Annotated in this window: 16 protein-coding genes; 12 read left to right on the plus strand and 4 right to left on the minus strand. The window is 61.6% G+C overall.

Annotated features, from left to right (window positions below; all coding sequences use genetic code 11):
* Window positions 1-9: 9 nt before the first annotated feature.
* The 11 genes from treZ to AB4N91_RS12995 all read left to right on the plus strand — a co-directional run bounded on the left by treZ (window position 10) and on the right by AB4N91_RS12995 (window position 14,230).
* Window positions 10-1,806 carry a malto-oligosyltrehalose trehalohydrolase gene (treZ, locus tag AB4N91_RS12945; protein ID WP_077749958.1) on the plus strand — a complete coding sequence of 599 codons (1,797 nt, stop codon included), beginning with the start codon at window positions 10-12 and terminating at the stop codon, window positions 1,804-1,806.
* A complete protein-coding gene (gene malQ / locus AB4N91_RS12950) occupies window positions 1,803-3,881 on the plus strand; it encodes a 4-alpha-glucanotransferase (RefSeq protein WP_010459957.1) in 2,079 nt (692 codons plus the stop codon). The genes treZ and malQ overlap by 4 nt, the downstream gene beginning before the upstream one ends.
* Window positions 3,878-6,661: a malto-oligosyltrehalose synthase gene (locus tag AB4N91_RS12955; RefSeq protein ID WP_460112529.1), complete on the plus strand. Its 2,784-nt coding sequence runs from the start codon at window positions 3,878-3,880 to the stop codon at window positions 6,659-6,661. The genes malQ and AB4N91_RS12955 overlap by 4 nt, the downstream gene beginning before the upstream one ends.
* Before the next feature lie 21 nt (window positions 6,662-6,682).
* Window positions 6,683-6,997, plus strand: coding sequence for a DUF2934 domain-containing protein (locus tag AB4N91_RS12960; protein WP_083376845.1), 315 nt, complete (start codon window positions 6,683-6,685; stop codon window positions 6,995-6,997).
* Window positions 6,998-7,191: 194 nt separating this feature from the next.
* A complete protein-coding gene (gene glgX / locus AB4N91_RS12965; protein ID WP_077749961.1) occupies window positions 7,192-9,351 on the plus strand; it encodes a glycogen debranching protein GlgX in 2,160 nt (719 codons plus the stop codon).
* Window position 9,352: 1 nt separating this feature from the next.
* Window positions 9,353-10,342 (plus strand): acyl-CoA dehydrogenase family protein, encoded by a 990-nt coding sequence (locus tag AB4N91_RS12970; protein WP_460112530.1) that lies wholly within the window; start codon window positions 9,353-9,355, stop codon window positions 10,340-10,342.
* Window positions 10,339-11,097, plus strand: a complete 759-nt coding sequence (locus tag AB4N91_RS12975) for a PIG-L deacetylase family protein (RefSeq protein WP_010459946.1) — start codon at window positions 10,339-10,341, stop codon at window positions 11,095-11,097. Before AB4N91_RS12970 ends, AB4N91_RS12975 begins: the two co-directional genes overlap by 4 nt.
* Complete coding sequence (locus tag AB4N91_RS12980) at window positions 11,094-11,693, plus strand: SAM-dependent methyltransferase (protein ID WP_427701092.1); 600 nt, start codon at window positions 11,094-11,096, stop codon at window positions 11,691-11,693. The genes AB4N91_RS12975 and AB4N91_RS12980 overlap by 4 nt, the downstream gene beginning before the upstream one ends.
* Window positions 11,690-12,349 carry a glycosyltransferase family 2 protein gene (locus tag AB4N91_RS12985; RefSeq protein ID WP_010459942.1) on the plus strand — a complete coding sequence of 220 codons (660 nt, stop codon included), beginning with the start codon at window positions 11,690-11,692 and terminating at the stop codon, window positions 12,347-12,349. Before AB4N91_RS12980 ends, AB4N91_RS12985 begins: the two co-directional genes overlap by 4 nt.
* A 124-nt stretch (window positions 12,350-12,473) precedes the next feature.
* The gene (locus tag AB4N91_RS12990; protein WP_077749963.1) at window positions 12,474-13,232 is read left to right on the plus strand and encodes a PIG-L deacetylase family protein; all 759 of its coding nucleotides are present in this window, start codon (window positions 12,474-12,476) and stop codon (window positions 13,230-13,232) included.
* Window positions 13,233-13,429: 197 nt separating this feature from the next.
* Window positions 13,430-14,230, plus strand: coding sequence for an endonuclease/exonuclease/phosphatase family protein (locus AB4N91_RS12995; RefSeq protein ID WP_010459937.1), 801 nt, complete (start codon window positions 13,430-13,432; stop codon window positions 14,228-14,230).
* Between the two features lie 12 nt (window positions 14,231-14,242).
* Here the strand turns inward: AB4N91_RS12995 and AB4N91_RS13000 are convergent, their stop codons facing one another.
* Window positions 14,243-14,806 carry a hypothetical protein gene (locus tag AB4N91_RS13000; protein ID WP_102593616.1) on the minus strand — a complete coding sequence of 188 codons (564 nt, stop codon included), beginning with the start codon at window positions 14,804-14,806 and terminating at the stop codon, window positions 14,243-14,245.
* Window position 14,807: 1 nt separating this feature from the next.
* Complete coding sequence (locus AB4N91_RS13005) at window positions 14,808-15,578, minus strand: DUF2092 domain-containing protein (RefSeq protein WP_102593615.1); 771 nt, start codon at window positions 15,576-15,578, stop codon at window positions 14,808-14,810.
* A gap of 527 nt (window positions 15,579-16,105) precedes the next feature.
* Here AB4N91_RS13005 and AB4N91_RS13010 point away from each other — a divergent pair.
* On the plus strand, window positions 16,106-17,179 hold the full coding sequence (locus tag AB4N91_RS13010; RefSeq protein WP_077749965.1) for an autotransporter domain-containing protein: 1,074 nt from the start codon (window positions 16,106-16,108) through the stop codon (window positions 17,177-17,179).
* Between the two features lie 158 nt (window positions 17,180-17,337).
* Here the strand turns inward: AB4N91_RS13010 and glgB are convergent, their stop codons facing one another.
* A complete protein-coding gene (gene glgB / locus AB4N91_RS13015) occupies window positions 17,338-19,569 on the minus strand; it encodes a 1,4-alpha-glucan branching protein GlgB (RefSeq protein ID WP_010459929.1) in 2,232 nt (743 codons plus the stop codon).
* A gap of 2 nt (window positions 19,570-19,571) precedes the next feature.
* Complete coding sequence (treS, locus tag AB4N91_RS13020) at window positions 19,572-22,913, minus strand: maltose alpha-D-glucosyltransferase (protein ID WP_010459927.1); 3,342 nt, start codon at window positions 22,911-22,913, stop codon at window positions 19,572-19,574.
* Window positions 22,914-23,069 lie beyond the last annotated feature (156 nt).

Raw genomic sequence — 23,069 nt, forward strand, 5'->3', positions numbered from 1 at the left:
TTTTCAACGATGCCGTTACGGACCCTTGAGACCTGGCCCCACGGCGCAATCATGCTGGACGCAGAACACACGCGTTTTGCCTTGTGGGCGCCAGATGCGTTTTACGTCAGTGTCGAACTGGAAGATGGACAATCCTTGCCGCTACTGCCTCAGGCTGATGGCTGGTTCGTGATCAAGACCCGTTGCACGGCGGGTACGCGTTACCGCTACAACATCGATGGCGAGCTGGAAGTGCCGGACCCGGCCTCCCGCGCGCAGGCCGGCGATATCGGCGACCACAGCGTGGTGGTCGATCCACTCGCCTATCAATGGCAGAACAGCGCCTGGACCGGCCGCCCCTGGAACGAGGCGGTCATCTACGAATTGCATGTCGGTGCGCTCGGCGGCTTCAGTGAAGTCGAGAAGCACCTGGCGCGCCTCGTTGATCTGGGCATCACCGCGATCGAGCTGATGCCGCTGGCGCAGTTCCCCGGCGATCGCAACTGGGGTTACGACGGGGTTCTGCCCTACGCGCCCCAATCGTCCTATGGCACTCCCGAACAACTTAAACACCTGATCGACACCGCCCACGGCCATGGCCTGGCGGTGATTCTCGACGTGGTCTACAACCACTTCGGCCCGGACGGCAATTACCTGCATCACTACGCCAAGGGCTTTTTTCGCGAAGACAAGCACACGCCTTGGGGCGCGGCCATCGATTTCCGGCGCCGAGAAGTGCGGGACTTTTTTATCGACAATGCGCTGATGTGGTTGCTGGAATACCGCTTCGATGGTCTGCGCCTGGATGCCGTGCACGCCATTGAGAGCCCGGACTTTCTTCAGGAACTGGCGCAGACGGTTCGCGAGCAAACCAACCCGGCGCGGCACGTCTGGCTGACGGTCGAGAACGAACACAACCAGGCCAGCCTGCTGGAGGAAGGATTCGACGCGCAGTGGAACGATGACGGCCACAACGCCTTGCACGTTTTGCTGACCGGTGAAACCGACGCCTACTACGCTGACTATGCCGACAACCCCACGGAAAAACTGGCGCGCTGCCTGAGCCAGGGCTTCGTGTTTCAAGGCCACGTGACCCGCCACGGGACAACCCGGGGCGAGCCCAGCGGTCACCTGCCGCCCAGCGCGTTCGTGCTGTTTTTGCAGAACCATGACCAAATCGGCAACCGTGCCTTCGGCGAACGCTTGCATCAACTGGCTCCCCTCGAAGCCCTGAAAGCGGCGACCGCGCTGTTGCTGCTGTCGCCGATGATCCCGCTGATGTTCATGGGCGACGAATTCGCGGCCGAAGAGCCGTTCCTGTTCTTTACCAGCCATCACGGTGAACTGGCGGAGCTGGTCCGCGAAGGGCGACGGAATGAATTCGCGGCCTTCAGCGCCTTTGCCGATCCTCATAGACGCGAACAGATCCCCGATCCGAACGCGCCACAGACCTTTGAAGCGTCGCGGCCAAAACTGACCGCCACCCGGCAATCGGCCATGCAGGGGCTGTATCACCAACTGCTGCGGATTCGCCACGACCACATCATCCCCCACCTGCCGGGCGCTCAAGCCCTGGGTGCCGAGGTGTTGGGCGAAGGTGCAGTGACAGCGCGCTGGCGACTGGGCAATGGCCGACAGCTGCGCATTGACCTGAACCTCAGCGACAAGCCAGTGGTCCACTCCCCACAGGCCGACGCCAGGTTGTTGTTCGAAACGCCGCCTCAGTCAGCCGGCCTGTTGGAACAGGGCACCCTTGCCCCGTATTGCGCGCTAGTCAGCCTCACGGCCGCAGCCCCCTTGCTACCCCCGGATGGAGAGCGCCAATGAGTGATGCGCAATTGGAAATACTGGCCGGCCGTGCCGGTTTGGCAGTCGACTGGATCGACGCCAACGGCCGCCCGCAGAAAGTCGCCCCCTCGGTATTGCGCAATGTCCTGATCGGACTCGGCCACCCGGCCAGCACCGCACAGGAAATCGACGCCAGCCTCCTGCAATTGCAGGAGGTGCAACAGACCCGGCATCTGCCGCCGCTCATTACCGCCGATTTCGGCGTCAGCCTCGACCTGGCGCATTTCTTTGAGCCGGAATCGCCGTGCGAGATCCACCTTGAAGATGGCTCGCGGCTCAACCTGAAACTGGACGCCGAGGCCCAACTGCCCGGCCTGGTTCCGGTCGGGTATCAGCACGTCAGCATCGACGGACAATCATTTACCCTGGCCGTGGCACCGGCGCGCTGCTACAGCGTCGGCGATGCCGTCGACAGTCCGATCCCGCGCACCTGGGGCCTCAGCGTGCAGTTGTACTCGCTGCGTCGCGCCGGCGATGGCGGGTTCGGCGATACCCAGGCGCTGGAAGACCTCGCTCGAGTGGCCGGCGAACGCGGTGCCGAGGCGCTGGCGATCAGTCCGCTGCACGCGATGTTTGGCAGCGACACACAACGCTACAGCCCGTATTCACCGTCCAGCCGGTTGTTTCTCAACAGCCTCTACGCTGCGCCGGGCGCTATTCTCGGCGAGCGCGCGTGGCGTGCCGCGATAGACGCCACCGGCCTCGCTGCCGAACTGCAACACCTGGAAGAACAGCCGCTGATTGACTGGCCCGTGGCCGCCGAAGCCAAGCATCGTTTGCTGCAAGCCTTGTATGAAGGCTTCGTCCAGGGCGAACACCCGTTGCATGCCGATTTCAGCAGTTTCCGCCACGCGGCCGGTGAGGCACTGGAAAACCACTGCCGCTTCGAAGCCATACAAGAAGCGCGCGCCGCCAAGGGTGAAACCCTCGACTGGCGCGAGTGGCCGGAACAATGGCGCGACCCGCGCAGCGCCGCCCTCGCCGAATTTGCCGAAGAGAACGCCGGTCGCATTGGCTTCTTCGCATTCAGCCAATGGCTGATCACCCGTTGTCTGGAGCGCGCACAAACCGCCGCCCGCAGCGCGGGGATGAGCATTGGGCTGATCGCTGATCTGGCGGTGGGTGCTGACGGCGGTGGCAGTCAGGCGTGGAGTCGCCAGGACGAACTGCTCGCCTCACTGACGGTGGGAGCGCCACCGGACATTCTCAACCGCACCGGCCAGGGCTGGGGCATTTCCGCATTCTCTCCTGAAGGCCTGGTGCGCAACGGCTTTCGCGCTTTCATCGAAATGCTCCGGGCCAATTTCGCCCACGCCGGCGGCTTGCGCATTGATCACGTCATGGGCCTGCAACGGCTGTGGGTGATCCCCAATGGCTCACCGCCCGCCGACGGCGCCTACCTGTATTACCCGGTGGACGACCTGCTGCGCCTGCTCAGCCTTGAATCCCATCGCCATCAGGCGATCGTACTGGGCGAAGACCTCGGGACGGTGGCCGATGGTCTGCGGGAAAAACTCATCGCCCGCTCGATCCTCGGCATGCGCGTGCTGCTGTTTGAACAGGACAACGCGCACTTCAAATCGATTCTCGACTGGCCGGACAACGCCCTCGCGACCACCAGCACCCATGACCTGCCGACGCTCAATGGCTGGTGGCATGGCCGTGACATCGACTGGAACGCCCGATTGGGCCTGGTCGATGCCACGGGTGAAATCGAATGGCGCCATCACCGTGAGCGCGAGCGTGAAGGCCTGCGTCGCGTGCTGAGCGAGGACCCGCAGAACTTCCGCGAAGAATCCCATGAGACGGACCAGATACTGGACGCGGCGGTACGCTTTCTCGGGCATACCCGGGCACCGCTGGTGTTGCTGCCACTGGAAGATGCCCTGGGCATCGAACAACAGGCCAACCTGCCCGGCACCATCGACACGCACCCCAACTGGTCGCGGCGCTTGCCGGGCAGCAGTGAAGCGCTGCTCGATGACCCGGACGCCTCGCGGCGCCTGGAATTGCTCGCCTGCGCGCGACTTCAGGCTGGCGAGCGTGACCAATGAATCTTCAGTCAACACAACCGCTGCCGCTTCGCGCGTCGTTGCGCCTGCAATTCCATAAAGGCTTCACGCTGGATCAAGCCGTGCCGTTGGTGCCGTACTTTGCCAGCCTGGGCATCAGCCACGTCTATGCCTCACCACTGCTTGCCGCCCGCGCCGGTTCAATGCACGGGTACGACGTGGTGGACCCGACCACGGTCAACCCTGAGCTGGGCGGTGAAGCGGCCCTGCGTCGCCTGGTTGCGGCCCTGCGCGAACACAAAATGGGGCTGATCCTCGACATCGTCTCCAACCACATGGCCGTCGGGGGTGGCGATAACCCCTGGTGGCTGGATTTGCTGGAGTGGGGACGCCTGAGCCCTTACGGCGAGTTTTTCGACATTCAATGGCACTCACCCGACCCGCTGATGGAGGGCCAGTTGCTGCTGCCTTTCCTCGGCAGCGATTACGGCGTCGCCTTGCAAGACGGCACCCTGCCCTTGCGCTTTGATGCACAACGCGGTGCGTTTTATGTCGAGCACTACGAACATCATTTCCCGATCTGCCCGTCGAGCTACGGTGAACTGCTGCGAACCGACGACGAGCAACTCAAGTTTCTCGCCGACCGTTTCAGTGCTTTGAGCTACCAGACCGACTCGCACAGCCTGGCGCAACCGCTGAAGGCAGAGCTGCGCGAACTGGCCAGTGACCCTGCGATCCTGCAGTGCATTCAGCAGAATCTCAGTGCCTACGATTCGCTGACGCCCGATGGTTTTAAGCGCCTGCACAACCTGCTCGAACGCCAAAGCTATCGGCTGGCCAGTTGGCGCACGGCGGCGGATGACATCAATTGGCGGCGTTTTTTCGATGTCAACGAATTGGGCGGCCTGCGGGTCGAACGCCCCGCCGTGTTCGAAGCGACCCACGCGAAAATCTTCGAGTTGGTGGCTGAAGGGCTGGTCGACGGTCTGCGCATCGACCACATCGACGGCCTCGCCGACCCGCGCGGCTACTGCCGCAAACTACGGCGTCGGGTCGATACCCTGTCGCCCGACCGGCACCTGCCAATCTACGTCGAGAAGATTCTCGGTGAAGGTGAAACTCTGCACCGCGACTGGTCGGTGGACGGCACCACCGGTTACGAATTCATGAACCAGTTGTCGTTGCTGCAGCACGATCCCGAGGGTGAAAAGGTTCTGGGTGAACTGTGGAATCGCTTCAGCGAACGACCCGCCGACTTCCGTCAGGAAGCGCAATTGGCGCGCCAGCAGATTCTCAACGGCTCCTTGGCCGGCGATTTCGAGAGTGTGGCCCAGGCGTTGCTGCAAGTGGCTCGGGACGATCTGATGACCCGCGACCTGACCTTGGGCGCGATCCGTCGGGCGTTGCAGGAACTGATCGTGCATTTCCCGGTGTACCGCACCTACATCAGCCCGCGTGGCCGTTCTGCCGAAGACGATGTGTTTTTCCAGCAGGCCATGGACGGTGCCCGGCAGACCCTCGGCGAGGCCGATTGGCCGGTGCTCGATTGCCTGGCCGGTTGGCTCGGCGGTGAGCCGTGGCGCAAACGCCCGGTGGGTCGTCAGCGCAAGATCCTCAAGCATGCCTGTGTGCGGTTCCAGCAACTGACTTCACCCGCCGCAGCCAAGGCTGTGGAAGACACCGCGTTCTATCGCTCAGCGGTGCTGCTGTCGCGCAATGATGTGGGCTTCAGCACCGAGCAATTCAGTGCGCCGGTCGCCGATTTCCATGCCGTGTGCATCAATCGCCTGGAGCAGTTTCCGGACAACCTGCTGGCCACCGCCACCCACGACCACAAACGCGGCGAAGACACCCGCGCGCGGTTGGCGGTGTTGAGTGAACGCAGCGCCTGGTACGCCGAGCAGGTCCCGCTGTGGCGGACACTTGCCCGGCCCTTGCGTGAAGACGACCAGATGCCCTCGGCGGGCGATGAATTGATCCTGTATCAAGCGCTCCTCGGCAGCTGGCCACTCGACTTGCACGGTTACGATCAACCGGCGCTGGAGAACTACACTCAACGGGTGTGGCAGTGGCAACAAAAAGCCTTGCGCGAAGCCAAATTGCAAAGCAGCTGGAGCGCGCCGAACGAGGCTTACGAAAACGCCGTTCAGCAATTCCTGCAACGCTTGCTGCTCAGCCCTGAAGGCGAGCTCTTGTGCACCGCACTCAGCAAAGCCGCCAAGAGCATCGCCATCCCCGGTGCCCTCAACGGGTTGGCGCAAACCTTGCTGCGCATGACCGTGCCGGGGATCCCGGACCTCTACCAGGGCAACGAGTACTGGGACTTCTCGCTGGTGGACCCGGACAACCGCCGGCCGGTGGATTACGTGAGCCGCCAACAGGCGATGCAGGTGCCGTTGAATCTGCCTGACCTGTTGACCAACTGGCGTGACGGGCACATCAAGCAAACCCTGATCAAGCAGGTGTTGAACCTGCGGGCCGAGCATGCGGAGCTGTTTCGACGAGGGACGTATCAAGCCCTTGAGGTCGTGGGCAGCCAGGCTCACCGAGTGCTGGCCTTTGCTCGCGAACATCAGGGAAAACGGGCCATCGTGATCGTACCGATTCGATGCGCCCCGCTGCTGGAAAACAGTGCCGAACCCCGGGTTGACGCGCTGCGCTGGGGCGATACACGGGTGAAATTACCGTTCACCGCCTCTGAGGAAAATCTGAAGGGACTTTTCTCGAGCACCGCAGTCACACACCACAGGGAGCTGAACATCAGCGCCGCGCTGGGGGATTTCCCGGTCAATCTCTTTATTCAAACGTTTACCCAAGCTTGAGTTCAGTTCAGGAGTATTGCGATGAGTACCGACGATAAACGCGTTCGCGAATTTGCCTATCAAATCTGGGAATCGGAAGGTAAGCCTGAGGGCCAGGACGCCCGGCATTGGGAGATGGCGCGCAAGCTGGCTGAAGCCGAAGCCCTGGCCCCCAAAAAATTGCCCAAGGCTGCCGGCAGTAAAACGGTTGCCAAGCCTGCTGTGGCCAAAGCCAATGGCAAGGTGCCCGAGCCGAAAGCCAAGGCCAAGCCTGCAGCGGCTTCAAAGGTGATTCCGCCCGGCGAAAAAGCTGCCGAGAAGAAGCCTAAAGCAGCGCGCAAACCGCCTGCTGTCTGACGCTTCACTATCGCGTCCTGATTGACCTCGTGGCCAGCCCCCTGGCCACCGTGGGCTTGCTCGCCCACGAAAAACCTGTAGGAGCGAGGCTTGCCCGCGAAGGCGGCATGTCAGTCGATTCAACTGTGACTGAAACACCGCCTTCGCGGGCAAGCCTCGCTCCTACAAAGAATCCCCTTTTTGCAGGAGCATCTATGTCCAATCCAAAGAAAGCCGCGCCAGAACCTCACGCCGAGGCCTCGCGAATCCGTGAAGGCTTGCCCTTCCCGCTGGGTGCGACCTGGGATGGTCTGGGGGTCAACTTTGCCTTGTTTTCCGCCAACGCCACCAAAGTCGAACTGTGCATCTTCGACGATGCCGGCGAGGTTGAACTCGAACGTATCGAACTGCCGGAATACACCGACGAGATCTACCACGGCTATTTGCCCGACGCCCACCCAGGGCTGATTTACGGCTACCGTGTCTATGGCCCATACGACCCGGCCAACGGTCATCGTTTCAACCACAACAAACTGCTGATCGACCCCTATGCAAAACAACTGGTCGGCCAGCTGAAATGGTCCGAAGCGTTGTTCGGCTACACCATCGGGCATCCTGACGCCGATTTGAGTTTCGATGAACGCGACAGCGCACCGTTTGTCCCCAAGTGCAAGGTGATCGACCCGGCTCACACCTGGGGCAACGACCATCGCGTCAGCGTGCCGTGGGACAAGACGATCATTTATGAAACCCATGTACGCGGCATCAGCATGCGCCACCCTTCGGTCCCCGAGAACGTGCGTGGCACCTTCGCCGGGTTGATGGTCGATGACGTGCTGGAACACATTCGCAAGCTCGGGGTGTCGTCGGTGGAGTTGCTGCCGATCCACGCTTTCGTGAACGACCAGCACCTGCTGCACAAAGGCATGACCAATTACTGGGGCTACAACAGCATCGCCTTCTTTGCCCCGGACCCGCGTTACCTGGCCAGCGGCAAAATCGCCGAGTTCAAGGAGATGGTCGCGCACCTGCACGAAGCCAATCTGGAAGTGATCCTCGATGTGGTCTACAACCACACCGCCGAGGGCAACGAGCAAGGGCCGACCCTGTCCATGCGCGGCATCGACAACGCCTCGTACTACCGCTTGATGCCTGATGACAAGCGCTACTACATCAACGATTCCGGCACCGGCAACACCCTCGATTTGAGTCACCCTTGCGTGCTGCAGATGGTCACCGATTCCCTGCGCTATTGGGCCACGGAAATGCACGTGGACGGTTTCCGCTTCGACCTGGCGACCATCCTCGGCCGCTACCACGAAGGCTTCGACGAACGTCACAGCTTCCTTGTGGCCTGCCGCCAGGACCCGGTGCTGCGCCAGGTGAAGATGATCGCCGAGCCTTGGGATTGCGGCCCCGGCGGTTATCAGGTCGGCGGTTTTCCACCGGGCTGGGTCGAGTGGAACGACAAGTTCCGCGACACCGTGCGCGCGTTCTGGAAAGGCGATGACGGCCAACTGGCCGACTTCGCCAGCCGCATGACGGCGTCCGGCGAGATGTTCAATCAGCGCGGCCGACGGCCCTATGCCTCGTTGAACTTCATCACCGCCCATGACGGTTTTACCCTCAATGACCTGGTGTCGTACAACGACAAGCACAACGAAGCCAACGACGAGAACAATCAGGACGGCAGCAATAACAACCTGTCCTGGAACCACGGCGTCGAAGGCCCGACTGACGATCCGGAAATCAATGAACTGCGTCAGCGGCAAATGCGCAATTTCTTCGCCACGCTGCTGCTGTCCCAAGGCACCCCGATGCTGGTGGCCGGCGACGAGTTCGCCCGGACCCAGGAAGGCAACAACAACGCCTATTGCCAGGACAGCGACATCGGCTGGGTCAATTGGGACCTGAGCGAAGACGGCAAGGCCCTGCTCAAGTTCGTCAAGCGCCTGATCAAGTTGCGCCTGGCCTATCCGATCCTGCGTCGCGGACGCTTCCTGGTGGGCAATTACAACGAGGACATCGGCGTCAAGGACGTGACCTGGCTCGCCCCGGATGGCAGTGAAATGTCCACCGAGCAGTGGGAAGAACCGCACGGCCGCTGCCTCGGCATGTTGATGGACGGCCGCGCCCAGGAAACCGGTATCCGCCGCAAGGGCGGTAACGCAACCCTGTTGCTGGTGGTCAACGCGCACCACGACATCGTCAACTTCACCTTGCCGGAAGTGCCGGACGGCTATCACTGGACGTGCATGGTCGACACCAATCAACCGTCGATTCGCGGGCAGGAACGCTTCGAGTTCGGTCACGAGTACTCCGTCACCGGTCGTTCGCTGCTGCTGTTCGAATTGCAGCATGAGGAAGAAGAGTGAAATGGACCTTCAAGCGTTTCTCACTCGCCAGCCACCGGACTACGCCGATACTCAGGCGCTAGGCCGGTGCCTGCGGGCGTTGGTGGAGGCCGGGCTTGATCAGCTTCCGCTGCCAGGCAGTGGCCGGACACTGGAGCGATTCCAGCGATTGGCCGACGTCGGTGGGCATGACCTGGGGTTGTGCAAGTTGTACGAAGGCCATACCGATGCGCTGGCGATCATCCAGCAGTTGGGTGGCTCGCCGACACCGGGCAGCACGTGGGGGATGTGGGCCGCTGAACCGCCAAACGCCCGGGTGCGCGTCCGTCCGCAGGGACACATGGTCGAGTTGAACGGGCGCAAGGCCTGGTGCTCGGGCGCGGCGGTGTTGAGTCATGCGTTGCTCACGGCCTGGGATCAACAGGACTGCCAGCAATTGGTCGCGGTGGCGCTGGATCAACCCGGCGTGACCGTGACCGATCAAGGCTGGCAAGCGGTCGGCATGGGCGCCTCCGGCAGCGTCGAAGTGCTGTTCGAAGGCGCCGAGGGCCAAGCCATCGGTTCACCCGGCGATTACCTGAATCGGCCCGGTTTCTGGCAGGGCGGCATCGGCATTGCCGCCTGCTGGTACGGCGCGGCGCAAAGCATTGCCGAACGCCTGCGCAGCCATTGCGCGCACCATGAAGAACCCCACGCCCTCGCTCACCTCGGTGCCGTCGACAGTGCGCTGCATGCCGCCGCCGAGGTCTTGCGGGTCAGCGCACTGATGATCGACGCCGCCCCGCTGGACGACGCCGAATTGCTGGCCCGGCGCGCCCGGGCGGTGGTGGAACACACCGCCGAACAGGTCATGCTGCATGTCGGCCACGCCCTCGGCGCGGGTCCCTACTGTAGGGATCGGCAGTTCGCCCGATTGATCGCCGACCTGCCGGTGTTCCTGCGCCAAAGCCACGCCGAACGAGACCTCGCCGCCCTCGGCCAAACCGTCATTACCGGAACATGGACGTTATGAAAACCAATCCTATCGTCGGCCAGGGCACGCCGCTTCATCGGTGGCAGACCTCCAGCCACCTGGCGCAGTTACCGGTGATCGATATCCTGAGCCTGGTGCCGGAAGGTGCCCGCGCAGTGATCATCGCCCCGCACCCGGATGACGAAGTGCTGGGCTGCGGCGGTTTCCTGCAATTGCTCGCCGCCGCCGGTCGGCCCTTGCAACTGATCTCGGTCACCGATGGCAGCGCCAGCCATCCCGGCTCCGAGCGCTGGCCGGTGGAGCGCCTGAGCGCGGTGCGGCCACAGGAATCGGTCGAAGCCTTGCGACGTCTCGGTGTGCCACTGCATAGCCTGAAATGGCTGCGCGGTGGATTCAAGGACAGCCAGGTCGCTGATCGAGAAAGCGAGCTGAGCGAGTTCATCGAACGTCACTTGCACCCCAACGACGTGGTATTCACCACGTGGCGCGAGGACGGCCATTGCGACCACGAAGCCGTGGGCCGGGCCAGCGCCACAGCGGCAAGACGAGCGGGTGCGACCGTCTATGAATTGCCCGTATGGACCTGGCACTGGGCGACACCTGAAGACAGTTTCGTGCCGTGGCACCGGGCGCGAAAAATCCTCCTGGCCCCGCACCTGGTCGCGCGCAAACGCCACGCGATCCACGCCTTTGCCAGCCAGTTGGAGGGCGACCCGCACATCGGCTTGCCGCCCGTGCTGGCGCCCTATGTGCTGGAACGGCTGCTGCAACCGTTCGAAGTGGTGTTTGTATGAGCGTCGACGACCGCTATTTCGACGGTCTGTTTGCCGGCAACGATGATCCCTGGTCGTTCCGTCAGCGCTGGTACGAACAGCGCAAACGCGCAATCACCCTCGCCGCACTGCCCCGCCCTCACTACCGGGCGATCTTTGAGCCCGGCTGCGCCAACGGCGAGTTGAGCTTTGAGCTGGCCAGCCGCTGCGATCGTCTGCTGTGTTGCGACACCGCCGCCGCAGCCGTGACGCTGGCTCGCACCCGACTCGGCCCGTTCGACCACGCCGAAGTCCGCCACAGCCGCTTGCCTGCCGATTGGCCGGACGAGAAATTCGACCTGATCGTGCTCAGCGAGATCGGCTACTACCTCGACGCCGATGATCTGCAACGCCTGATCGAACAGGCCGCACAATCGCTGACCGCCGACGGCCAACTGCTGGCCTGCCACTGGCGCCCGCCCATCGACGGCTGTCCGTTGAACGCCCGGCAAGTCCATGACTTGCTCCACGAACATTTGCATTTGCCGCGACTGGCCCTGCATCAGGAAGCGGATTTTCTACTGGAACTCTGGAGTCGTGAACCACGCTCCGTGGCGGCTCTGGAGGGCTTGCGATGATCGGCATTCTGATCCCCGCGCATAACGAAGAAGACTTGCTTGAAGACTGCCTTGAGGCGGCCCTGCTCGCCGCGCAACACGAGCGGCTGGGCGGTGAAACCGTCGAGGTGCTGGTGGTGCTCGACAGTTGCACCGACCGGTCCTCGGAGATCGTCAGCGCCTATCCGGTGCACAGTCTGGCGATCGAGGCACGCAACGTCGGTCAGGCCCGCGCCGCCGGCGCACGGTTTCTGCTGGAGCGCGGGGCTCGCTGGATTTCCTGTTCCGATGCCGACAGCCGTGTGGCGCACGATTGGCTGGTGGCGCAACTGGCCCTCGACGTCGATGCGGTGTGCGGCACGGTCACGGTGGAGGCGTGGCACGAGGCGTTCGATGAGTCGGCTCAGATTCGCTATCACCAGCACTATCAGGCCCGCGAAGGTCATCGGCACATTCATGGAGCCAATCTGGGCATCAGTGCTGACGCCTATCAGCGCGCCGGCGGTTTCGAACCGCTGGCCTGTGACGAAGATGTGCAACTGGTGCGACAACTCGAACGCTGTGGCGCAAACATAGCCTGGAGCCATCGCCCGCAAGTGCTGACCAGTGCTCGGCTGGACAGTCGCGCACGCGGTGGTTTCGGCGATTATTTGCGAGACCTGGTACAGCCTGGTTAAAAAATACCGTCTCAGATGACAGCACCACGCGACGAATAGCGAGACTTGAGCAATACTCTCCTCGCGGCAATCCAGGGTATGGAGCGCTGCACATTGCTCTCAAACAGAACAAGGACGTAGCCCGATGAAACCCGTTTCCCTCATCGAAAGCAGCTTGCCGGGACAGGTCTGGAACAGCGCCCGGCAACTGGACAACATCCCCGTCATCAACACCGAGACCCTGGTCCCCACTGGCGCGCGTGCCGTGGTCATTGCGCCGCATCCTGGCGATGAAGTGGTCATGTGTGGAGGCTTGCTTCAGCTCCTTTCCTCGTTGGGTCATCCCCTGCAATTGATCTCGATCACCGATGGCAGCGCCAGCCATCCGGGCTCGCAACAGTGGTCAGAGAAACGCCTGAGTGTGTTTCGCGGGCAGGAAAGTGTCGAAGCCTTGCGCCGGCTCGGTTTGCCGATGCACAGTCTGAAGTGGATTCGCGGCGGCTTTACCGACAACGCCCTGGCCAAGCATGAAACCCAATTGACCCAATTCATCGCCCGTTATTTGCGCCCCGGCGATGTGGTGTTCACTACCTGGCGCGAGGACGGCACCTGCGATCATGACGCCGTCGGCCGCGCCAGCGCCAATGCGGCGAGCATGGTTGGCGCGACGATCAACGAACTGCCGGTCTGGGCCTGGCACTGGCCGACCCGAGATCAAGGACTCTTTCCCTGGCATCGTGCGCGCAAAGTACGCCTCGACACCTGGACCGTCGCGCGCAAAAGCCACGCCACCCACGCCTACGCCAGCCAGCTCGACGGCGAACCGGCCATCGGCATCGCGCCACTGCTGCCCCGGGTGATACTGGAGCGCATGCGTTTGCCCTATGAAGTTGTCTTTGTCTGACCCAATTCCCCACCCAACCCAATCCCTGCGGGAGCGAGCCTGCTCGCGATATCGTTGGATCAGTCGACATCGATGCTGGATGTCACTCCGCTATCGCGAGCAGGCTCGCTCCCACTTGGAATGGGTGTCGCTCAAACTGAACTGCCCGCCGCTGCATCAGTCGCATGCATAAGCAGCCCAGATTCAGAGGAGTGAACGTGACCAGCGATTCCGAGCAGCGAGCCGTTGAATCAGTGCCCTTGGACTCGCCCCCGGCGATTCATCGATTGAGGGTGCTGACGGTCAACACCCACAAAGGGTTTACCGCCCTCAATCGGCGTTTCATCCTTCCGGAGCTGCGAGAAGCGGTGCGCAGTACGTCGGCCGATCTTGTATTCCTGCAGGAAGTGGTCGGCGAGCACGATCGGCATTCCTCCCGTTACAATGACTGGCCGCAGACCTCGCAATACGAGTTCCTGGCCGACAGCATGTGGAGCGATTTCGCCTACGGTCGCAACGCCGTTTACCCCAACGGCCATCATGGCAACGCGCTGCTATCGAAATACCCGATTCGCGAACACCGCAATCTCGATGTCTCGATCACCGGCCCCGAACGCCGCGGCTTGCTGCACTGCGTACTGGACGTGCCGGGGCACGCTGAAGTCCATGCGATCTGCGTGCACTTGAGCTTGCTGGAAAGTCATCGCCAGTTGCAGCTGCAACTGCTCTGCCTACTGCTCGAATCCCTGCCCGACGATGCGCCGGTCATCATCGCCGGCGACTTCAACGACTGGCAGTTGCAAGGCAACGCCGCCCTCTCCCGTCGCAATTACCTGCACGAAGCCTTCGAACGCCACAATGGCCGCCCGGCGAAAACCTACCCGGCGCGCTTTCCGCTGCTGCGCCTGGACCGGGTCTACCTGCGCAACGCCAGCAGCCACAACCCGCGAATTCTCGGCAATAAACCCTGGACGCACCTGTCGGACCACTTGCCGTTGGCGGTGGAAGTGCACCTCTGAGCGATCAATGCATCAAGGTGCGTTGACCACAACATAGGTCACATTGCTGCCCTGATACTGCGGCTGGTACCAGGTTGAACCGCACTGCATGTACACCGTGTTGTATTGCATGACCTGCACGCAACTGGTGGGCATTTGTGCCGGCGTCAGGATCGAGCCAACCACCGCGGCTGTCACCGCGACCGTTGCGGTCACGGCCGCCGCCGTGGCGATCGGATGATAGTGATCGTCGTAGCCATAGCGGCCATGCCCGTCGACATCAATGTCGACGTCGCGATTGTTGTTGATGTTGACGTTACGAGTGCTGTTGTTGATGTTGGTACGGTTGCCGACAGTGTTCCCGGCATTGACCCGGCTGCCTGAGTTCACCCGATTGCCCGCATTGACGTTGCTCGCGCGCGGCGGGGTATTGATCCGCTGCGCCCGCTGGGCATTGGGGGCTGGCGCACGGTTGACTGACGCCCTTGCCTGCCCCTGGCCCCGTGGCCGGGCATCCGCTTCGGCGATCAGGCCGACAGTCAGCACTGCGGCAGAGGCTAGCGATACAAACAGGCTCCACGACATTGTCCGGTTCATGTCATTCCCCTCCCTGATCAACGGCTTTCTTCAGCGCAATCGCCACATCACCCTTGGCCGGTTTGAAGGTGAACATCGACTCCTGGAGGCCAGGCTTCAGGTTCCAGTGATACACCGCGCTGTATTCCGGAAAGCTTTGCTCATCGGTGGTGGTAATCACCAGTTTGCACGGCAGTGGCTTCTCGGACCGTGTGATCCACAATTGCCAGTCGACGCCCTCCTGCCGAAAGGCCAAGTGATCACAGAGTTGGCCCTTGATCGTCGACGGTCCCACGTACAGGGCTTCCTTGAGTGCATCGATCTGGGCCTGATCGCTGCCAAACAGAAACAAGTCTTCCATGGGGATCTGGATCCCGTAATGGTTTTCGATCATGTGCAGGGTTTCGGACACCCTGGGTGGGGCATCCACCGTGGTGTAGTACTTGAGGTACGGTGAGTACTGGGTCAGTTTCTTGCCGTTATAGAAGAACTCTCGCGTTCGGACATCGCCTTCTGTCCGGGCGTACATTCGGTCATGCCCCAGCACTTTCAGGGTAGTGGAAGCCTCGGACTTGATCTTCTGCCCGGTCTCCAGGACGGTATCCAGGGTCACTTCGGCATCTACCTGAAACTTCGACAGGCTGCGCAGGTAGTTGCCCATATCGATCAGCTTATCGACCACCTGCGGATTGATGATCGGGGTGGCGTCCGCCGCCGGTGCCTCTTCGGCGCGAGCCCCTGGGGCAAGGAGCAGGGGAAACATCAGGCAGAAAACACTGGGTTGGGTTTTCATCGATTTTGCTCCTGTCCCTGCGCCGGGCTGCCGCCCGAAACCTTGTGGCTGAATGTTCAGCCTAGTTGCGGCCAGTCCTGTTCGCCAGATAGACAAACCGGTGTGAGGACAGCGATTCCCTTGCGTTCATTTCAGCGCAGCATTACTGACAGAATCGAGACATGGACATCGTCGGGCAAGCAGGCCCTGAACCCCGTCCGGACAGACCGGTAGCCCACTACCCAAAGGCTCTGGCCCGAGGGTTTTTTGACGATTTTTCGAACAAACAAGTACTTAGATGCGCGGCAAAAATCAGTCACTTGCGAGCACTAAAATTCCATTACCGCCTATCGGCCATTTTCTTGACGCATTGTCAAGGGTCTTCTTAGCTTCACGTTACTACCCCCGGAAATCCACCAGGGGCAAACCTCCAGACACCCGCGAAATCGGGCGGCCAGCGGCTTGCCTCAATCCATTCGGTCGCCCCTCATTCGGGGTAGGAGAGACGCCAAAGCGAGATACGGCATGCGATTGCAAGGTAGACCCCCATGAAAACTTCATTCACCCAACAAGAGATCAAAATCACTTTTTGCACTGTCTCGAGTTCTCTGCTGCTGTGTTCGTCCATGGAGGTGCAAGCCGGGCACGCAGAGGATGAAACCGCCCCCTGGTATCGCCAGGATGTTCCGGCAATGACCTTGCCCACGATACACATCACCGCCCCCTACCCCGGCCATTTCAGCGCCGCCTCCGATACACGAAGTTCTCGCCTGACCATCGAAGATGCCGCGCCTTCGACCTGGGACCAGTTGTACGGACAGGCATCGCGACAAGCACAGACCGATGTAATGACCCAAGGGTTTTCCAGCCCTGGCAGCACCGAATTCAAAGGCCCGGCGATCCTGACCCTGCAAAGCGGTAGCGGCCATACCCAACGGGTCGGCCTGATCGGCGGGATGACGCAGTTACAAGGCAACAGCAACGGCCTGTTGACCAGTCGCGCCCTCGCCGCCCCCGAGACCGACACCCTCAACCTTCAAGGCCAGAGCCTCGGCGCCTACTGGAGCCTGACCGGGCCACAAGGCTGGCACGTGGATCTGTCGGCCAGTGGTGGACGGGTCGCCGGTTTCAGCCGTAACGACCAGGGCGCGCGGATAGCAACCGAAGGCAGTGCGGTGACGTTGTCGGTGGAAGGCGGATTTCCGATTGGGGTCAGCGAAAACTGGGTTGTCGAACCGCAAGCGCAGTTGATCAATCAGCGCATCACGCTGGATACGCCTTATGCCGGTTCAAGTAATGCATCGTCCAGCGACCTGACGTCCTGGAGCGGCCGGGTCGGCGCAAGGTTGAAAGGTAGTTACGACATCAACGGCCTGGGGGTCGAACCCTATGTGCGGACCAACTTGTGGCACACCGTGTACACCGGCAACACCGTGACCCTCGATCAGGTCGACAAGATCAGCAGCAGCCGCAACTCATCGACGGTCGAAGTGGGGTTGGGGCTGGTGGCCAGAGTCACGCCCGCGGTGAGTTTCTACGTCAGCGCCGATTACAGCAGTGATGTGGATGAAAATGATTTGAATGGGTTGATCGGGAGTCTGGGTGTGCGGATGCGGTGGTGAAGTGATCGTTCCCACGCTCCGCGTGGGAATGCCTCCAGTGACGCTCTGCGTCACATCGTAGGGACGCTCTGCGTCCCGGGGCTGCATTCCCACGCGGAGCGTGGGGAACGATCATGTCGGAGCGAGCCTGCTCGTGATGGGAGAGACCCCGTACTGGATCAACCCTCAGGACTCAGGATCAACACCGCCAACGGTGGCAGATTCAACACCAGTGAAATGTTCTGGCCATGGCTCGGCTCTTCCTCGGTAAACGCCCCGCCGCTGTTGCCATAATTGGACCCGGCATACATCGCCGCGTCGCTGTTGATCACCTCGCCCCAGCGCCCGGCGAACGGTACGCCGATGCGATAGGCCTGACGCGGCACCGGCGTGAAGTTCGCCACCACCAACACCGGCCGCCCTTCCTTGCTCCAACGCAGGAACGCGTAAACGCTGTTGATCGCATCATCGCCGATCAACCACTGGAAGCCTTGCGGCGCGTCATCCTGGTCATGCATCGCCGGCTCTTCGCGGTACAGCCGATTGAGGTCGCCGACGAGTTTCTGCACACCCTTGTGTTCGGAGTATTGCAGCAGGTACCAGTCCAGTTGCTGATCGTGATTCCACTCGCGCCACTGGCCGAACTCGCAGCCCATGAACAGCAGTTTCTTGCCCGGGTGCGCCCACATGAAGCTCAAATAGGCCCGCAGGTTGGCAAATTTCTGCCAGCGGTCGCCAGGCATCTTGTCGATCAGCGAGTGCTTGCCGTGCACCACTTCATCGTGGGAGATCGGCAGGATGAAACGCTCGGACCAGGCATACACCAGGCCGAAACTCAGCTCGTTGTGGTGATGGGCGCGGTACACCGGATCCTGTTGGATGTAATGCAGCGAATCGTGCATCCAGCCCATGTTCCACTTGTAGTCAAAGCCCAGCCCACCCTGTTGCGTGCTCTGGCTGACACCCGGCCACGCGGTGGACTCCTCGGCAATCACCAGCGCACCGGGCGCTTCGATGTTGACCACGTCGTTGAGGTGACGCAGGAAGTCGATGGCTTCGAGGTTCTCGCGACCGCCGTGACGGTTTGGCACCCATTCTCCGGCCTTGCGCGAGTAATCGCGATAGAGCATCGACGCCACGGCATCGACCCGCAGGCCATCGACGTGGAAATGCTTGAGCCAGTGCAGCGCCGAGGCCAGCATGTAGCCGTGCACTTCGGTGCGGCCCAGGTTATAGATCAGCGTGTCCCAGTCCTGATGGAAACCTTCCTGCGGATTACCGTATTCGTACAACGCGGTGCCATCGAATTGCGCCAGGCCGTGGGTATCGGTGGGGAAATGCGCCGGCACCCAATCGAGGATCACGCCGATGTCAGCCTGGTGACAGGCGTTGACGAAGGCGGCGAAGTCATCCGGCGAACCATAACGGGCGCTCGGGGCGAATTGCGACAGCAACTGGTAACCCCAGGAACCGCCGAACGGGTGTTCCATGATCGGCATCAGCTCGATGTGGGTGAAGCCCAGTTCCTTCACATAAGGAATCAGCCGCTCGCCCAGTTCGTGCCAGGTGTACTGGCGCGCCACTTCACCCAGATCGTCCAGCTCGCATTGCCACGAGCCGGCGTGCAATTCATAGATCGACAACGGCGCACTCGGCAGATGACGCTCGCCACGAGACTCCATCCACGCCTGATCCTGCCAGTCGATGTTCAACGGTGAGGCGACTTTGGACGCGGTATCCGGCGGCAGCGAGGTGGCCAATGCCATCGGGTCAGCCTTGAGCGGCAGAATCCCGTGGGCGCCGAGGATTTCGTATTTGTAGGTTTCCCCTGCCTGCAAACGCGGGATGAACACTTCCCAGACCCCGGTGGGATGGCGCAAACGCATCGGGTGCCGACGACCGTCCCAGTTGTTGAAGTCACCGACCACCGACACCCGTTTGGCATTCGGCGCCCACACGGCGAAACGCACGCCGTCAACGCCGTCCACCGTCTTCAACTGCGCGCCGAGGCAGGCGCTGAGGTCGCGATGATTGCCTTCGGCGAACAGGTACAAGTCCATTTCGCCGAGTAATGGGCCAAAGCTGTAAGGGTCCTCGGAAACCTGTTCGCCACCGGCCCAACGGGTGCGCAAAAGATACGGCTGCGCCCGATCGAAGTGCCCGACAAACAGGCCCGGCGTCTGGGTGGCTTCAAGGTTGCCGAGTTCTTCCCCGGAGTCCCTGGCCAGTACCTGCACGCTCAGCGCGTCTGGCAGATACGCTCGAATGAATTGCCCGCCGGCGTCATCGCCGTGGGGGCCGAGAATTGCAAAAGGGTCGTGATGTTCGGCGCGTACCAGCGCGTCGATATCCCGCGATCTGGGCAGCAGCGCTTCTTTAGCGTGACCCTGTTCCTTGTTCGAGAAACTCATGACTACTCTCCACCAAGCTCGGAAAAGGGTTTAAGCCCACTCAATAATCCATACAAACCGTGCAATGGCACCGGCAGCCACGTGGGGCGATTTTCAGCCTCATAGGCCACCTCATACGCCGCCTTCTCCAGCCCGAACAACGCCAACGCGGCGTCCTCGCCTTCCGGATCTTGCCACGCATGAGCAAGACTAGCTGCCGCCAGCCGATAAGCGTCGACAAATGCCTGTTTTGCTTCATTCAAATAACGGTCGGCTACCCGTTGCCGTGCCGCTCGGGCTTCGGCGGTGTTGTCGACGTTATTCACGTTGATCGCCATCGCCGCGGCGTAATCGAAGGAGCGCAACACGCCACTGACATCTTTGTACGGGCTGTGCTTGCCGCGTCGTTCGCTCAGCGGCCGTGCCGGCTCGCCTTCGAAGTCGATCAAGTAGGCGTCGCCCTTGATCACCAGCACCTGACCCAGGTGCAAATCGCCGTGGACGCGAATGCGCAAACCACCGACGGCTTTTTCGCCCAGGTCCTGGACATGACTGAGGATGGCTTTTTTGTTGTCCAGTAAACGAGTGACCAGCGCTTTGTCCGCCGGGTTCAGTTCGCTTTGATGCTGTTTGAGCAACTTCAGCGAGTGCTCCAGTTGCGCCGCGACGTCCTTGGCCGAGGCCAGGGCCTCTTTTTGCGTGGTGACCTGCGGGGCGAAGTCCGGGTCATCGGTCGGGGCCGCCAGCACCTGGTGCATCTCACCCAGCCGTTGGCCGAGCATGCCGGCGAAGTCTTTGAGCTCACCCAGTGCGTTGTAGTGCTGCTCCTGCTCGGACATGGCGTCGGCCAGTTCGTCACGCAGTGCCCGTTCGAGGTTGTTCTGGGTCCATTCCCAGGCATCGCCCTGATTGCTCAAATAGCCTTGGGCAATCATCAGCAGATTGTCCTCGCCCTTGGCGTCGCGGCGAACCACCGACCCCAGCAGCGGCGAGATATTGCTAAAACCGGCGTTGGTCAGATAGGCGCTCATTTCCAGTTCCGGGTGCACGCCCGAGGCGACCTTGCGGATCAGCTTCAGCACCAGGCTGCTGCCGATCACCACCGAACTGTTGGACTGCTCGGCCGACAGGTAGCGCACTTCGGATTCGGCCGTCAGGCCCAGTTTGGCCAACTCCTCGGTCGGTTCGAAACGGATCTCGCCGCCATCGGAAGGCAACACGGTGTTTTCCTGCATGCCTCGCAGCACCGCGCGGATGAAGTTTTCCAGGCTGAACGCATCGGTGATCAACCCCACCTGAGGGCCACGTCGAACCCGAGACAGCGCCAATTGCTGCGGCAGCGCCGGCCCGACCTGATCATCGGCAATGAAGCCGAACGGCAGCTGGTAACGGCTGGTCTGGCCGCCGCTGGTGACTTCGATTTCACTCAAAAGCACCGGATGCTGCGCATCGCCGAAGCGCACGCCATAGACCAGGTTGACCTTCTCGATGGCCGCGTCCTTGCCGGCGAACCAGCGACGGTTTTGCAGCCAGTTCGGCAGGATGCCCTGCTCCAGCGTGCCGCGTGACGGCGCTTCGAGCAGTTCTTCCATGCGTTTTTTCAACACCAGGGTGGTGAAGTCCGGCAGGCTTTGCGCCGGTTCTACGTGCCAGCTGGGCATTTGATTCTCCGCAGCAAGTCCAAACCAATAAAAGCCGTAAGGCGCCAGCGTCAGGAGGAAATTCAGCTGGCCGATCGGCGGGAAAGCGTTACCCCCGAGCATCTCCACCGGCACCATACCGGCGTAAGCCGACAGGTCCAGCTCCGCCGCTTGCGCACTGCGCGATACGTTGGCCACACACAGGATGATTTCGTATTTGCCGTCCGGCCCGTCGTATTCACGGGTGTAGGCCAGAATTCGCCGGTTGCTCGGCGAGAGCATTTTCAGCGTGCCACGCCCGAAGGCCTTGGACTGCTTACGAACGGCGAGCATGCGCCGGGTCCAGTTCAGCAGCGAATGCGGGTCGCCGGCCTGGGTCTCGACATTGACCGACAGGTACCCGTATTGCGGGTCCATGATCGGCGGCAGTACCAGGCTCGCCGGGTCGGCGCGGGAAAAACCGCCGTTGCGGTCGATCGACCATTGCATGGGCGTGCGTACGCCGTCACGGTCGCCGAGGTAGATGTTGTCGCCCATGCCGATTTCATCGCCGTAATACATCGTCGGTGTGCCCGGCATCGACAGCAGCAGACTGTTGAGCAGTTCCACCCGACGGCGATCCCGTTCCATCAACGGTGCGAGGCGGCGGCGAATACCGAGGTTGATCCGCGCCCGACGGTCGGCCGCGTAGTAGTTCCACAGGTAATCGCGCTCCTTGTCGGTGACCATTTCCAGGGTCAACTCATCGTGGTTGCGCAGGAAAATCGCCCACTGACAGTTGGCCGGGATCTCCGGAGTCTGGCGCAGGATGTCGGTGATCGGGAAACGATCTTCCTGGGCCAGCGCCATGTACATGCGCGGCATCAACGGGAAGTGAAAGGCCATGTGGCATTCATCACCGTTGAGGCCTTTTTTATCGGTGTCACCGAAGTACAGTTGCGTGTCTTCCGGCCATTGATTGGCCTCGGCCAGAAGCATGCGGTCTGGATAGTTGGCGTCGATCTCGGCACGGATCTGCTTGAGGACGTCGTGGGTCTCGGGCAGGTTTTCGTTGTTGGTGCCGTCGCGCTCGATCAGGTAGGGAATCGCGTCCAGGCGCAGGCCGTCGATGCCCATGTCGAGCCAGTAGCGCATCACCGACAGCACCGCTTTCATGACTTGCGGGTTGTCGAAGTTGAGGTCTGGCTGGTGCGAATAGAACCGGTGCCAGAAGTACTGGCCGGCGACCGGGTCCCAGGTCCAGTTGGACTTTTCGGTGTCGAGGAAGATGATCCGGGTGCCGTCGTATTTGTGATCGTCGTCGGACCAGACGTAGAAGTCCCGCGCCGCCGAACCGGGTTTGGCTTTTCGTGCGCGCTGGAACCAGGCGTGCTGGTCGGAGGTGTGGTTGATGACCAGCTCGGTAATCACCCGCAGGCCGCGTTTGTGGGCCTCGGAGATGAAACGTTTGGCGTCGGCCATGGTGCCGTAATCGGGGTGGACGCCACGGTATTCGGCAATGTCGTAGCCATCATCGCGCCGTGGCGACGGATAGAACGGCAAGAGCCAGATGGTGTTGACGCCGAGGTCGGCGATGTAATCGAGTTTGGCGATAAGGCCGGGAAAGTCGCCGATCCCGTCGTTGTTTGAGTCGAAAAAAGACTTAACGTGAACCTGGTAGATCACCGCATCCTTGTACCAGAGCGGGTCCTTGATAAAGGTGGCTGCCTTGGGTTTCTTCGCCATTTGAAACTCCTGTTGAATTCAGTGCAGCCCCTGAGCCGAACGCCTACCTGTGGCGAGGGAGCTTGCTCCCGCTCGGCTGCGAAGCAGTCGCAAAACCTGTAAATCAGTTGACCCTGAAAAAACAGGGCCGCTGCGCGCCCCAGCGGGAGCAAGCTC

It is taken from the genome of Pseudomonas sp. H3_D04 (genome assembly GCF_054669175.1).